The organism is Parabacteroides sp. AF39-10AC, from assembly GCF_003635405.1.
GTDB lineage: Bacteria > Bacteroidota > Bacteroidia > Bacteroidales > Tannerellaceae > Parabacteroides > Parabacteroides distasonis.
Map to the genome: position 1 here is coordinate 24,713 of NZ_QTLP01000018.1, position 13,430 is coordinate 38,142.

Annotated in this window: 9 protein-coding genes; 2 read left to right on the forward strand and 7 right to left on the reverse strand. The window is 53.2% G+C overall.

Annotated features, from left to right (window positions below; genetic code table 11):
- The 4 genes from DW033_RS15990 to DW033_RS16005 all read right to left on the reverse strand — a co-directional run bounded on the left by DW033_RS15990 (position 1) and on the right by DW033_RS16005 (position 6,826).
- Positions 1 to 2,982, reverse strand: coding sequence for an AAA family ATPase (locus tag DW033_RS15990; protein ID WP_122297377.1), 2,982 nt, complete (start codon positions 2,980 to 2,982; stop codon positions 1 to 3).
- Positions 2,979 to 4,229 (reverse strand): exonuclease SbcCD subunit D, encoded by a 1,251-nt coding sequence (locus tag DW033_RS15995; protein ID WP_048927761.1) that lies wholly within the window; start codon positions 4,227 to 4,229, stop codon positions 2,979 to 2,981. The genes DW033_RS15990 and DW033_RS15995 overlap by 4 nt, the downstream gene beginning before the upstream one ends.
- A gap of 82 nt (positions 4,230 to 4,311) precedes the next feature.
- The gene (locus tag DW033_RS16000; RefSeq protein ID WP_048927760.1) at positions 4,312 to 5,565 is read right to left on the reverse strand and encodes a HAMP domain-containing sensor histidine kinase; all 1,254 of its coding nucleotides are present in this window, start codon (positions 5,563 to 5,565) and stop codon (positions 4,312 to 4,314) included.
- 481 nt (positions 5,566 to 6,046) lie between these two features.
- Positions 6,047 to 6,826 carry a DUF4469 domain-containing protein gene (locus DW033_RS16005; protein ID WP_005866221.1) on the reverse strand — a complete coding sequence of 260 codons (780 nt, stop codon included), beginning with the start codon at positions 6,824 to 6,826 and terminating at the stop codon, positions 6,047 to 6,049.
- Between the two features lie 212 nt (positions 6,827 to 7,038).
- Here DW033_RS16005 and DW033_RS16010 point away from each other — a divergent pair, with 212 nt between their 5' ends.
- The gene (locus DW033_RS16010; protein WP_044544770.1) at positions 7,039 to 9,324 is read left to right on the forward strand and encodes an NADP-dependent malic enzyme; all 2,286 of its coding nucleotides are present in this window, start codon (positions 7,039 to 7,041) and stop codon (positions 9,322 to 9,324) included.
- Positions 9,325 to 9,461: 137 nt separating this feature from the next.
- On the opposite strand, the gene DW033_RS16015 is transcribed toward DW033_RS16010, so the two are convergent.
- From DW033_RS16015 to rhuM, 3 genes are read right to left on the reverse strand one after another with little or no spacing between them, the layout of a single operon-like run.
- Positions 9,462 to 10,355: a D-isomer specific 2-hydroxyacid dehydrogenase family protein gene (locus DW033_RS16015; protein WP_005866216.1), complete on the reverse strand. Its 894-nt coding sequence runs from the start codon at positions 10,353 to 10,355 to the stop codon at positions 9,462 to 9,464.
- A 24-nt stretch (positions 10,356 to 10,379) separates the two neighbouring features.
- Positions 10,380 to 10,859 (reverse strand): DUF456 domain-containing protein, encoded by a 480-nt coding sequence (locus tag DW033_RS16020; RefSeq protein ID WP_122382928.1) that lies wholly within the window; start codon positions 10,857 to 10,859, stop codon positions 10,380 to 10,382.
- A gap of 29 nt (positions 10,860 to 10,888) precedes the next feature.
- Entirely contained in the window at positions 10,889 to 11,863 is a 975-nt protein-coding gene (rhuM, locus tag DW033_RS16025; RefSeq protein WP_048928374.1) for a virulence protein RhuM/Fic/DOC family protein, read from the reverse strand.
- 95 nt (positions 11,864 to 11,958) lie between these two features.
- Here rhuM and DW033_RS16030 point away from each other — a divergent pair, with 95 nt between their 5' ends.
- Positions 11,959 to 13,365, forward strand: a complete 1,407-nt coding sequence (locus tag DW033_RS16030) for an efflux transporter outer membrane subunit (RefSeq protein WP_005858204.1) — start codon at positions 11,959 to 11,961, stop codon at positions 13,363 to 13,365.
- The last annotated feature ends 65 nt before the right edge of the window (positions 13,366 to 13,430 follow it).

Below are 13,430 nucleotides of genomic sequence, written 5' to 3' on the forward strand. Positions count from 1 at the left end.
CTATATGACTTCCAGATAACTCCGTCCGTTTCCCGCCCGGTTCACCCGGATCTGCACGGGAATACGTTCCGTCATTTCCTGTACGTGCGAGATAACGCAGATCTTGCGCCCTTGCGTACGCAGGCTCTCCAAGGCATCCATAGCGAGCCGCAACGTCTCCGCATCCAAAGAGCCGAAGCCCTCATCGATAAACAGGCTCTCTACCTTCATCCGGTTCGAGGAGAGAGAGGACAAGCCTAGCGCCAAGGCCAGCGAGACCAAGAAAGATTCCCCTCCGGAAAGGCTATGCACGGTACGGATCTCGTCGCACATATCTTGGTCGATCACCTGCAAAGCCAAGGTATCCGGCACACGCTCCAACCGGTAACGCTGGGATAGTTGCCGCAATTGCACATTTGCGTAACTCAACAAGACATCCAAGGTGTAGCCTTGGGCGATCCTACGGAACTTGGCGCCATCCGCCGAGCCTGCCAATTCATTCAGCTTCGCCCAACGCTCGCTCATCGCCCTCCGCTCCGAGAGCTCTTGCTGGAAGCCGGCTATCTTCCGCTTATTCTCCTCGTGCGTACGCAGACGGAAACTACATTCAGACTTTTGGGCCGTCATTTCCGACAGGGATTCCTCCAGCGTCTTGCCTTCGTAGGTCTCTTGGTAGGCGGCCAACCAGTTATCCAGTTCTTGCCGGCGTGCGGAAAGAAGGCCGGAAGTCTCCACCAGATCCTTCTTGATCTGTTCCGTAATCCCCCGGTATTGCTCCACCTCGCCGGCGTGCTTCGTCGTACTCTCTTGCAGCTCCTTCAAATGGCTCTTCAAGGCTTCCACCCGTTCGTGGAAGGTACGTTCCACCTGGTCGGCGGGCTGGCCTCCCAGCAGGAGATTCCGTTCCGAGCGCAAACGGGTATAGGATTGATTCTTCTCGTCGTAGGCTTTCGCGGCGTCCTCGTACTGCTTGCGCAAGGGAGGGAGGAAAGCCTCGTACGACTCCCGTTCCGCTTTATAGGCGCTCCGCTCCCGTTCCAATTCCCGCAAGCGTTCCCCGTTGGCTTGCCACTGCCGGGCGAAATCCGTCAAGGTCTCCCGGAAGCTTTCCGGCTCCTTGTTCCAGCCCGTCTGCCATGCGTCGTTCCCGAACAGGGCGTTGGCGGCGGATAGGGATTGGGACAGCTTCTCCTGCTGCTCCCGCTTATCCAATTCTTCCCGGTCGATTTGCTCGGACAGGGATTGTAGCTGATTCCTTAATTCCGTCCGTGCGTTCTCGTCCGCGGCGAGTTGTTTATGCAGCTCCAGTTCTTTCTGTTGCAGGGCGGCGAGTTGTTTCCCGCAGGCCTCCTGCCGTTCTTTCCGGTCGAGAAGCCGCTTGAGGCGCAGGGTAGCTTCCGAGATGTGATCCGCCAAGGCCAACAGACGCTCATGCGCCTCGTGAGAGGCGAAAGGATGCTCAAGGCTTCCGCAGACCGGGCAAGGCGTTCCGGCGGTCAGCTTGTCCCGCAGGCTTTTGATATCGCCAGTCGTCACGAACTGGGCTTGCTCCAACAATAAACGCTCCCGTTCCGTACGGCAGGTCTCGATCGATCGATCCAAAGCCTCCGGTTCCAATTCCTTGAGGGCAAGCGCTACGGACTTCCGCTCTTCCTCAATCTTTACCTGTTCCTTGGCGTGCGTCTCCGCCTCCCGCCGCAAGGATTGCCTCCGAACCTCCAACCGCTGGATTTTCTGTCGGATGGCTAGCAAGGCCTTGTCCGACCGCTCGACTGCCCGGCGAGCCGTAAGGCAGGTATCCAGATGAATCAACAAGGCCGACAGTTGCTCGGCGATCCCCTCCTTGCTCCGGTAACGTTCACGCCACGACGTCAGCTTGTCCCATTCCTCCGAGGCTTTCTTCTGCCGCTCTTCCACCTTCCTGAGTTTCTCTTCCGCCTCCTGCTTCCGCCGGGAGAAGTCTTTCATCCGTTCATCGGCCTCGGAGCGGGCTTTCAAGGCAGATTCCAGTTGCACGTCCAGTTTCCGGGCCTGTTGCAATTCCAGTCGCAGACGCTTAGATTCCTCATCCGTCCTCGCCAATCGCACCTCTCCTTGCTCATACTCCTTCCTTACGGTTTCCAGCGATGCCAACGCCCGTTCCAAGAAACGAGCGTTCTCCTCCCGCTGTTTTTCCTTCGAGGCGATCTGGACCTCGGCCGCTTTCACGGCCTCCCGTAAGCTTTGCCGCTCGACCCTCGCCTTCTCCAGACGGGCCAGCTCCCCCTCCAAGACCGAAAGGCGGGTTTGGGAGGCTTCCACCTCCTCCTCCGATAGAAGCTCTATGCCTTGTACGCGGGCGCATAGCCGCTCGTAGGCCTCCTTCGCCTCGGCGTTCTTGGCGAAGATCCGGCGGGAGATCTCCGAGTATTGCTCCGTACCGGTCAGTTTTTCCAGCAAGGAGGCCTTCTCGCCCTGCTCCGCTTTTAGGAAGGTAGAGAAATCGTTCTGGGCCAAGAGCACCGAGCGGGTGAACTGATCGAAAGTCAGGCCGATCAGCTCGATGATACGGGCTTGCAGGTCCTTGTTGGTTCCCGGCTCCTCTTTCCCGGCATCTATATTATATAATGTAAGGCGGGCGGCCTGCAAACGTCCGCTCTCCTTCTCCCGGGCCCGGGATACGGACCAGCGGGTGCGATACCGACACCCGTTCAGCGCCACGAAATCCACCTCGGCGTAGCCCGAGGCCGTCCCGCGGCGCAAGAGGAAGCGGGGGTCGCTTTGCGGCAACACCTCCTCTTGCACGTCCCTCAGCCGCACGTTATTCTCCTTCGCCAGCTCCGTTCGCGGCGTACGGGAGAAAAGGGCGAGGCACATGGCATCCAGCAACGTGGATTTTCCCGCCCCGGTAGGCCCGGATATAGCGAAGATACCCGCCGAAGCCAAAGGCTCTTCCGTAAAATCAATGGAAAACTCTCCTTCCAGCGACGCCAGATTGCGTCCTCTGATCGCCAGCACTCTCATAAAGAAACCTCCCTCATCACCTCATTAAACAATGTCTCTATCTCCTCGGGCAACTCGCCTCCGTATTTCACGGCAAACGTATGTCTCAGCATATCCAGCGGGGCTATCTTTTGCAAATCATTATACGACAAGGCCCGCTCCTCTGCCTCTCCTTCCCGCCGGGGATACGAAGGAACGATGGAGGTGAGGCGGACTGCCTTCCCGACCAACGCCTCCTCTACCCGATGGCGGAACGTAGGGTCCGGCTCCGTCAGCAGGACCCGTATCTCCACGTAAGGCCAGCGGCTCTCATCCTCGCTGACCACCTCCGGCTCCGGAAGCCCGGCGAGGCATCGCAAGACCTCCTCCGGGGGTAACGGGCTATCCGGTATACGCATCAAGTCCGCAACTCTTGGGATCTCGATCGCCTCGGTACCAGCGACCTTCCCCTCCTCGACCGCTACGGCTATCACTTGATGCCGGTAATTCTTCTCCGAGAACGACATGGGAAGCGGGCTTCCGGCGTAACGTACCGCCTCGCGCCCGCCAATCCGTTGCGCTTTATGGATATGCCCTAGCGCCGTATAAGCGATCCCGGCGTCGAAGGTATCCGCAGATACGGACTCCAGCCCTCCCATGATGGCACGCTCGCTCCGGTCGTCGTCCGATAGTTCGGCTCCGGTGGCGTGGAGGTGGCCCAAGGCTACGATCGCCTCGCCGGGGTTCCTCCGGGCATCCGCATAAGCGTAGAGCCGCTGGTACATCCGGCCGATGCCCGCCACATACGAGTCGGGCTCTCCCTCGGACGCCGCCGGGTAATCCCCTTGGCGGAGGAAAGGCACTGCTAGACAAAGCGCCTCCCGTTCTCCCGCCCGGTTCCTCAAGGGGACAACGAGCGATCCGAGATCGATCTCCCCGGAATCCGTCCTCCCCACGATACCTACAATCGAGGTATTCAATTCCTCCAGCAAGGGATTCGGGGCTTCCAGACGGATCGCGGAGTCATGATTGCCGGCGATGATCACGATCTGCAAGCCCGGATTCCGGCGATTCGCCTCTTTCAGGAAACGATAGAAACGACGTTGCGCCCCGGCGGAAGGGTTCGTCACGTCGAACACGTCGCCGGCGATCAACAGGACATCCGTCTGCCGCTCCACCAAAAGATTTGTCAGAAAACCGAGGAAAGCATCGTGCTCCGCCTCCCGGTCGTAGCCGAAAAAGGTCTGGCCCAGATGCCAGTCGGCCGTATGGATAAGTTTCAATGCCATTTATCTTCTTCTATTTTGATCCGGCAAATGTACTTCTTTCCCTTCAGATATCAGATTTTGGTAGAATGAAAAAGACGAATGATCAAGCGTATCCCCCCTTATATACCGGCAGCACGACCGAGAAGCGGCTTCCTTCTCCCTGCTTAGAACTCAGCGCTATCCGTCCCCCCAAGTTTTGTACGATTCCTTGGCAGATAGACAACCCCAGACCGGCCCCTTGGCTGAATTCATCTTGCTTGAAAAAACGGCTGAATACCTTCTCTTGTTCCTCCTCCGATAGACCGATCCCGGAGTCCTCGACAAATATCGCCGCCTCATCCGTGCCCCTCAGATGCTTAAATCCCAACTTTATATATCCGCTATTCGTGAATTTACAAGCGTTTGTCAAGAAATTGGTTATAACTTGAGAAAGTCTCTTTTTATCCGTATAGATAAACAAATCCCCCTCCGCCTCTTTCGAGAATCGTAGGTGGGTGGGGACCAATAACTGATGGGCGAGGTAAAGATCGTCTACCAACTCCTTGACGGAGCAGCTCTCTTTCTCGAATTTCATTTGTCCCGATTGAAGTCTCGAAACCTCCAGAATATCATTGATGAGCACCAACAGCAGATCGCAGCTCTGATTGATCGTCTTGGCAAACAGCTGCTTGTCGGCCTCGTCTAAGTCCTTCTCCGAGGCCAGCAGGTTCGAGAAGCCTACGATAGAGTTCAGCGGCGTACGTATCTCATGGCTCATGTTCGCCAAGAATTTTTGCTCATATCCCCTCATGAGGATAAGCTCTTTTTCCCGTTTCTTCATGTCATTGATATTGATAAGTATACCGCTCACGTCTTTGCCTCCCTCCGCATTATCTAACGCAGGCATGGCGCTAAAGCGGAATTCCCACCATTCATAATCAGATCCGGCGAAGCGGGCACGGCATTGGAATACCTCCTTGTCCGCCTTCCATAAGGATTGCCTCTGCAGCTTGAAAGCGATGAGATCATCGGGATGTATCAATTTCCACATCTCCTCCAACTCGATTCGCGACGGCTGGTCACCGACAGGATACTTGAAAAAGAACTCCTCATCCTTGAATTCCCAGATGTATATGCCTCCACACTGTATGGCCAAATCCAAGAAGAAATTCTTTTGAGACAAACGGGAGAAGATCATCTTGACTTGCCTCTTCTCCCGCCGGTACAGGTATAAGACAACGATTAGCAGCAGGATAGAGGAGATCTCAAAAATAGGCCTCAGCCTGTAATACTCAAATAAGGGGGAGCGCTCGGGCAGTAAATAGATCGCTGCGAACAAAGCCGCCAAAACCAAGAATATGTAAAGTAGGTGCTTCATCATTCTTCAAATTTATAAGTCCTCGCGGGACTACGGTAAATTATGAGACCAAAGGTATGAATATTTATTAAACAGTCAATGAAAATCAACGATAGTCTTAATAATAAATAATAATGTTAACACGGGAGGAAGAAATAAAGCCGTCTATCACCGTAGTCCCGCGAGAACAGCGCCTACCTCTCCCGCAATCATCCATCCATCCCGGCTTATATCTCGTCCGGAGATTCCCGGTCGGAGCCGAAAAAGGCCCGGCCCGGATGCCAGTCGGCCGTATGGATAAGTTTCAATGCCATGATGGTAATCTTGTTTTATGGAGGCCAAAGGTAGGGAAAAATCTCAGGAAAGACCTTTAGAAAGGAGGAGAGGATGCGGGAAGGAAGCAAGTTGTCATTTCCGGGTGCCGGAAACGGACGTTTCCACGTATCGGAAACGAGAGCTTCCGGGTGTCGGAAACGAGAACTTCCGACACCCGGAATAAAAGTTAAACCTCATCGGGGCTTTCGCTATCTCCATCACCTCCGCCCACGGTTAATGGATAAGGGAAGCGATTCCGGCGTACTTCCTTCAAAAAGACTTTACTGTTGCCACTCGAGCGAGTAGCCACCTCCAAGTAATACGTGCCATCCTCCAAGGCGGGGATGATAAGCGAGAAGGCCGACGGATCGTTGCGCAACACGGAGGTCATCGGCACGGCTACCGACGTTTGGGAGCCGTCCTTCACGAAGAAGAAGCCCACGGCATCTCCCGTCTCGCCGGCGATCTTGATACGTTGCCCGCTGCCGGTCAATCCTCCGCCCGGGGTCAGTTTCGTATTCACGGCACCGGACGCTACGTCCGTCACGCTGATGATCGTAGGCAGCCCCTCCTCCACGTGGCTGACGATCACGCTGATGTCCGTCAGCTTCGAACGAATCTCCGCCGTGGGCGTGGAACGGAGCACGACCTTGTTGCGCGCCGGGTCGAACTGCGCCTTCGGGCCGATGAACGAGCCCTCCACACCCAAGCTGTTCGTCGTGAAACCGAACTCCACGGTACTGCCCGAGTACAGCTCCTCCTCGGCCACACCCTTGATCTCACTGTAAATACCTTCAATCTCCGAGGCCGAATATTTCGTACCGAGCCGAGCGGCGGCCAGCTTGCATAAGTCGCCGATCGAACGACTTTGTACGTAAGTGACGTTGAACGTGAAATCGTCCGTGCGCGCCGTCAACTTGTTCTCCACCAGCTTACCGGTGATACTTCTTTTCTTAGGTTCTGCCATACTATCATTCAGATTATGGGCCTCTCTTGGATAGAGACCCTAGTTATTAAACACCCAAATGTAACAATAAACTTTCACTCCGACAAGCGGGAATCGGATTACTATTCACGCTTTCCCAAAAACTATTTGTAAGCAAAACCTAGCCAACTCATAATAATTTGTTACTTTTGCGGTGGTTTTAAATAGGAACAACATAATTAATAAACATACCTATGGCAAAGATTACAAAAGAGGAGGCCCTTCGGTACCATGCCGAGGGCAAACCGGGTAAGATCGAGGTTATCCCGACAAAGCCTCATAGCACGCAAACGGATTTATCCCTGGCTTATTCGCCGGGCGTAGCCGAGCCGTGTCTGGAGATCGAGAAGAATCCGCTGGACGCGTACGAATATACGGCGAAAGGTAATTTGGTAGCCGTAATCTCCAACGGTACCGCCGTACTCGGGCTGGGCGATATAGGCCCCTTGGCCGGTAAGCCGGTGATGGAAGGCAAGGGATTGCTATTCAAGATATTCGCAGGCATCGACGTATTCGATATCGAAGTGAACGAGAAAGATCCGGAGAAGTTTATCCAGACCGTGAAGGCGATCTCGCCCACGTTCGGAGGAATCAACTTGGAGGATATCAAGGCACCGGAGTGTTTCGAGATCGAGACTCGCTTGAAGAACGAGCTGGATATCCCCGTCATGCACGACGACCAGCATGGTACGGCAATCATCTCCGGCGCCGGGCTGATCAACGCCTTGGAGATCGCCGGCAAGAAGATCGAGGACGTGAAGATCGTGGTGAACGGCGCCGGAGCCGCCTCTATCTCATGTACGAAACTGTACGTGATGCTGGGAGCGCGCAAGGAGAATATCGTCATGTGCGACAGCAAGGGCGTTATCTCTACCAGCCGCCCGGACTTGAACGCCGCCAAGCGGGAGTTCGCTACCGACCGTCCGATCAAGACCTTGCAGGAGGCCGTGGTGGGAGCCGACGTATTCTTGGGCCTCTCCGTGGCGAACGTATTGACCAAGGAGATGGTACGTAGCATGAACGCCGACCCGATCGTATTCGCCTTGGCGAACCCGAACCCGGAGATCTCCTACGCCGATGCTATGGCCTCGCGGGACGATATCATCTTCGCTACCGGACGTTCCGACTATCCGAACCAGATCAACAACGTGCTGGGATTCCCTTATATCTTCCGCGGCGCCTTGGATACGCACGCCAAGGCGATCAACGAGGAGATGAAGCGGGCCGCCGTCTACGCCATCGCCGACCTTGCCAAGGAGCCTGTCCCCGACGTGGTGAACGCCGCCTATAAGCTGAAACGAACCACTTTCGGACGCGACTATATCCTTCCGAAAGCGCTCGATCCCCGCTTGCTGACCCGTGTATCTTGCGCCGTGGCGAAAGCCGCTATCGACTCGGGCGTGTCTCGCAAGACGATCACCGACTGGGAGGGCTACGCCAACCATTTGCGTGAGATGATGGGGTACGATAATAAACTCTTGCGCTCGTTCACCGATATGGCGAAAGCGAACCCGAAACGGGTGGTATTCGCCGAGGCGAACCACGTGAATATGCTGAAAGCCGCCGCCGAGGCGAAAGCGGAAGGTATCTGTTTCCCGATCTTGCTGGGTAACGAGGAGCGTCTGGCCAAGATCGCCGCCGAGGAGAATATCAGTCTGGACGGTATCGAGATCGTCAACCTCCGCCACGACCGCGAGACGGAACGCCGCCACCGCTACGCCCGCATCCTTTCCGATAAGAAGGCGCGCGAGGGCGTGACCTACTCGGAGGCTTGCGAGAAGATGGTAGACCGTAACGCCTTTGGTATGATGATGGTGGCTACCGGCGACGCCGACGCTTTCGTGACGGGTGTATACAGCCGCTACTCGGAGGTTACCAAGATGGCGGAGCAGATCATCGGCATCCGCCCGAGTTACAAACATTTCGGCGCCTTGAACATCCTGACGTGCAAGAAGGGTACGTTCTTTATGGCCGATACGTTGATCAACCGTCATCCGTCGGCCGAGGTATTGATCGATATCGCCCGCCTGACGCACGACGCCGTGAAGTTCTTCGCTCACGAGCCGGTGATGGCGATGTTATCTTACTCGAACTTCGGGGCCGACAAGCAGGGTAGCCCGCTGAAGGTGCACGAGGCGATCGACTTCTTGCATAAGACATACCCAGACATGGTAGTAGACGGAGAGATGCAAGTAAACTTCGCCCTCGACAAGAAGTTGCGCGACGATATGTACCCGTTCAACAAGCTGAAAGGGCAAGACGTGAATACCTTGATCTTCCCGAACCTAAGCTCCGCCAACAGCGCGTATAAGCTATTGGATACGCTGGGTATCACCGAGACGATCGGCCCGATCCAGATGGGATTGAACAAACCGATCCACTTCACCGACGTAGAAAGCTCTACCCGTGATATCGTGAACCTGACTACCGTAGCTGTCGTAGACGCTATCGTTCAGGAACAGATCGAGAAAGAAGGTTGATAGGGCTTATCCCCTATCAATACTATCCCCAGTTGTAGAGACAGGGCGTGCCCCGTCTCATCCCGGCAAAATGGTATTCTAAATTACTATCAGACGGTGGTGAGACGGGGCGTGCCCCGTCTCTACAACTGGATATATCAATTCTGATAGCTTTCGATATTCGCTATTACCTTTTGCGACAATCGCTCCATACATTGCTCCGAGTGGCCGGAGACTTTCGGGGTATATATGACATTATCGAATTGCGTCAAGGTATCCGCATAATTCCCAATACCTACCTCATCGCATAAGAAGAAATTCCGCTTATGGGCGCTAAGCCAACGTTGTAAATCCGGGACACGGAAAGTAGGCCCTACCGACGTATTGATCAATATCTTCAGATTACCGAACAAACGAAACTCACCCGCCCCCAGAAGAATCGTATTACGAGGTAAGCAAGTACATAAAATATCCACCTCCGGCAGCAACTCCCGCAAAGGCAGGTAAGCGATACCGGCGGCCTCGGCATCCAGCTTACGGGTACGGCTGAAATAATGAACCTCCGCCCCCAAGAAACGAAGAGCGTCAGCGATCATTCTCCCGGTGCGACCCAATCCCACGATGCCTACTTTTTGCCCGCCCAGCTCATACGCCTTATGTCTCCACTGTTTCCCGCCGAAACCATGCAACAAACGGACCAGCTCGCTAATGACATACTCCACGACTCCCTCATCGCCATAGTCGCGGATACCCAAGACCGTTATCCCCCGCTCACGTGCGGCGGCGATATCCACATTCGCGCTAGACTCGCTATAGAGGGTACAGCACATCCCGATGTATTTGATATTCGGGCAAGCCTCGATCACGTTCCTCCGGATCTGTGTATTATAAGAGACGAGTACGCAATCTGCGTCCCCGATCCGGTTCACAATCTCCTCATCCGTTTCCGGAATGCCGGTATAAAAAACAACCTCTTTTCCAAGCTCCTTCAAACGCTCCACTCCCCATGTATTCAACCCGGTAGAATCTACCACTACTATTTTCTCAAACATATCTCACATTATTAATTACCATCTTCAATTAATTATCCCTCTCACAAAGCTATAAATAAAATAGCCGCAAAGGGTAACCTTCAGCACGACACTCAATAAAAAACCAGCGAACGCCCCGAAACCAGCCTTCAACGCATCCCCGGACGCCTTGCCTCCCAAAAGTTCCCCCACGAAAGCCCCCACGAAAGGACCCAGCAAGATTCCCCAAGGCGGAAACACGAACATACCGGCCACGGTTCCCACGGCACATCCCCAATTTCCCCACTTGGACCCTCCGCTATACTTAGTCCCCAGCATGGGCGTAACATAGTCCATCGCCTGTGCCAACACGACCAGCAATCCCCACACGACCAACTCCGTAACCGTAAATTCCGCATAGCCCGTAAAATGCAGCAGCCACAAAGCCACATACGCCACCGGCGGCCCCGGCAAGACCGGCAAAAAACACCCCGCCAATCCCACCAACAAACAGATAACGCCTAGTATAACCAATAAGATATCCATACAATCACTATTTACAATAATCCTTTATTTCACCAATTCTCCTTATTAATCAAATTCACCACGACTTTCACCATCATATCTTTTTCCTCCGTCCGGCTTTCCGCTATCATCAAGGTTAAAGCGACCAATGTATTATCAGCGATACGTTTCGTCCCATCCGGATTATATAAGATTCCATTATTATCGAGAAACCACAAGAAAAGCGTTGCGGCTATACGCTTATTACCATCGCTGAACGAATGATTTTTTGTAACCAGATAAAGAAGCATAGCCGCTTTTTCCTCTACCGAGGGATAAAGATCCTCCCCACCAAAAGTTTGGTAAATCTGTCCGATAGAGCTTTTGAAAGAGCCGTCTTTCTCGTTTCCGAATAAATTACTTCCACCAAATTTACTTTTCAATCCTTGGATAGCCAACATCGCATTTTCATAGGTAGCCTTAAACCGTTGCTCATTTGTCGTCGAATGAATATCCAATTGCTGATAGTCATACTTATCCAGTGTATCTAAGGCATAGGTATAGTCTACAACTACATCTAGTAACGTACGGCTTTCATCCGAGGAAAGAACCTCCTGACCCTTAACTGTACGACCGAGGACTTGTACAAGCAGCTTCAGTTCGTCGTATTTTTGTTGGGTCAGTTGTTTATTGACAGCGTAGCCTTTGACAAGGTATTCTTTTAGGATTTTATTCGCCCAGATACGGAATTGCGTACCACGCTTAGACTTGACACGATAGCCGACTGAGATAATGACATCAAGACTATAAACCCCAGTAGGCTTGTATTTGGAAAAAGTATTATGCAAAATTTGCATATTACTCATTTCCTCAAGTTCTCCTTCTTTAAAAACATTTCTGATATGCCGAGCTATTACCGATTGATCCTTTTGAAAAAGCTCCGCCATCTGCGCTTGCGTAAGCCATACTGTATCATTCTCCAATTTCACGTCAATTGAAGTCTCACCATCGGCTGTCCGATAAATAACGATCTTGCCATTTTCCATACGTTTCAGTTTTTAGGATATATAAATAGACAAAGATACAAACATTTCCCACCCTTAACTGTTTTGCTAAAAGCTAAATCTAAACATATATATTTATGCACAAACATTTACGCCTGACATGTTATGCTTTGTTGTGCTTGCTGGTACCGATCGGGGTAATGGCGCAGACAGAGCATACGTATTTAGACCGTGCCCTACCCGGGTCATGGTCTGAGGAAGGGAGTGATTTCCAGCAGACACTTCCCGTAGAAGATAATTGGTGGAGAAATTTTAAGGACCCGTTGCTGGACTCGCTGATAGAAGTAGCCGTGAAACAAAACTATTCCGTGCAAATGGCGATGGACAGGATCGCCATGGCGAAAGCCAACCTGCGGTCGGCACAAGGAAGCTACTCGCCCACCCTAGGGCTTTCCGCCGGATGGACACGGCAACAAAGTAGCGGCAATATCAATCAGGTACCCAAGGCGATCACCCAATATTCCAGCGCTACCGTAGATATGAACTGGGAGGTGGACGTATTCGGGAGTATCCGGAACCGGGTGAAAGCGGAGAAAGAGAATTTCGCCGCCTCGAAAGAGGAATACAACGCCGCCATGGTCTCCCTTTGCGCTCAAGTAGCCTCCTCCTATATCAATATGAGGGAACTGCAACAAGAGGTAAAGGTAGCGCAACAGAACTGCCGCTCCCAACAGACCGTCGTACAGATCACCCAGAAACGGTATGAGACCGGGCTAGTCTCTAAACTGGACGTAGCGCAGGCGCAATCCGTATACTACAGCACGAAAGCCTCCCTACCGATGCTGGAGGCCGGTATCATCCAATACGCGAACTCCTTGGCGATCCTGTTAGGCCTGTACCCTTCCGATCTACAAAAGATCATGGAGACAGACGCTTCCTTGCCGGAATATATCGAGCCGGTCGGTGTAGGGCTGCCGGCAAACCTGTTGCTACGCCGTCCGGATGTACGTGCGGCAGAACGGCAGGTCAATGCGCTTGCCGCCTCGCTCGGGGCCTCTAAGTCCGATTGGTGGCCGAAAGTATTCGTGAAAGGTTCGATCGGTTTCGCCTCCCACGACTTCGACAAGCTGGCGAATCATAATAGCTTGACCTATGAGATCGCCCCTACCCTTACGTGGAACTTCTTCCAAGGCACCCAGAAGATACAGGCTACCCGGTTGGCGAAAGCCCAGTTGGACGAGTCGATCCGGCAATTCAACCAGACCGTGCTTACCTCCGTACAGGAAGTGGATAACGCCATGAGCTCGTACAAGAACTCGATCAAGCAGATCGTAGCCCTCCGGGAAGTGGTAAACCAAGGAAAACAGACCTTGGATCTTTCCCTAGACCTCTATAAGCAGGGCCTTACCCCTTTCCAAAACGTACTGGACGCGCAACGCTCCCTCCTCACCTACCAGAACCAATTGACACAGGCTCAAGGTAGCTCACTACTGAACTTGATACAGCTTTATCAGTCATTGGGCGGAGGATGGAATCCTATGTAGGCCGTTCGATCCGATCGAACAAAAGCCCACTCAAACAATATAATATAAATAATCATTAAAGACAA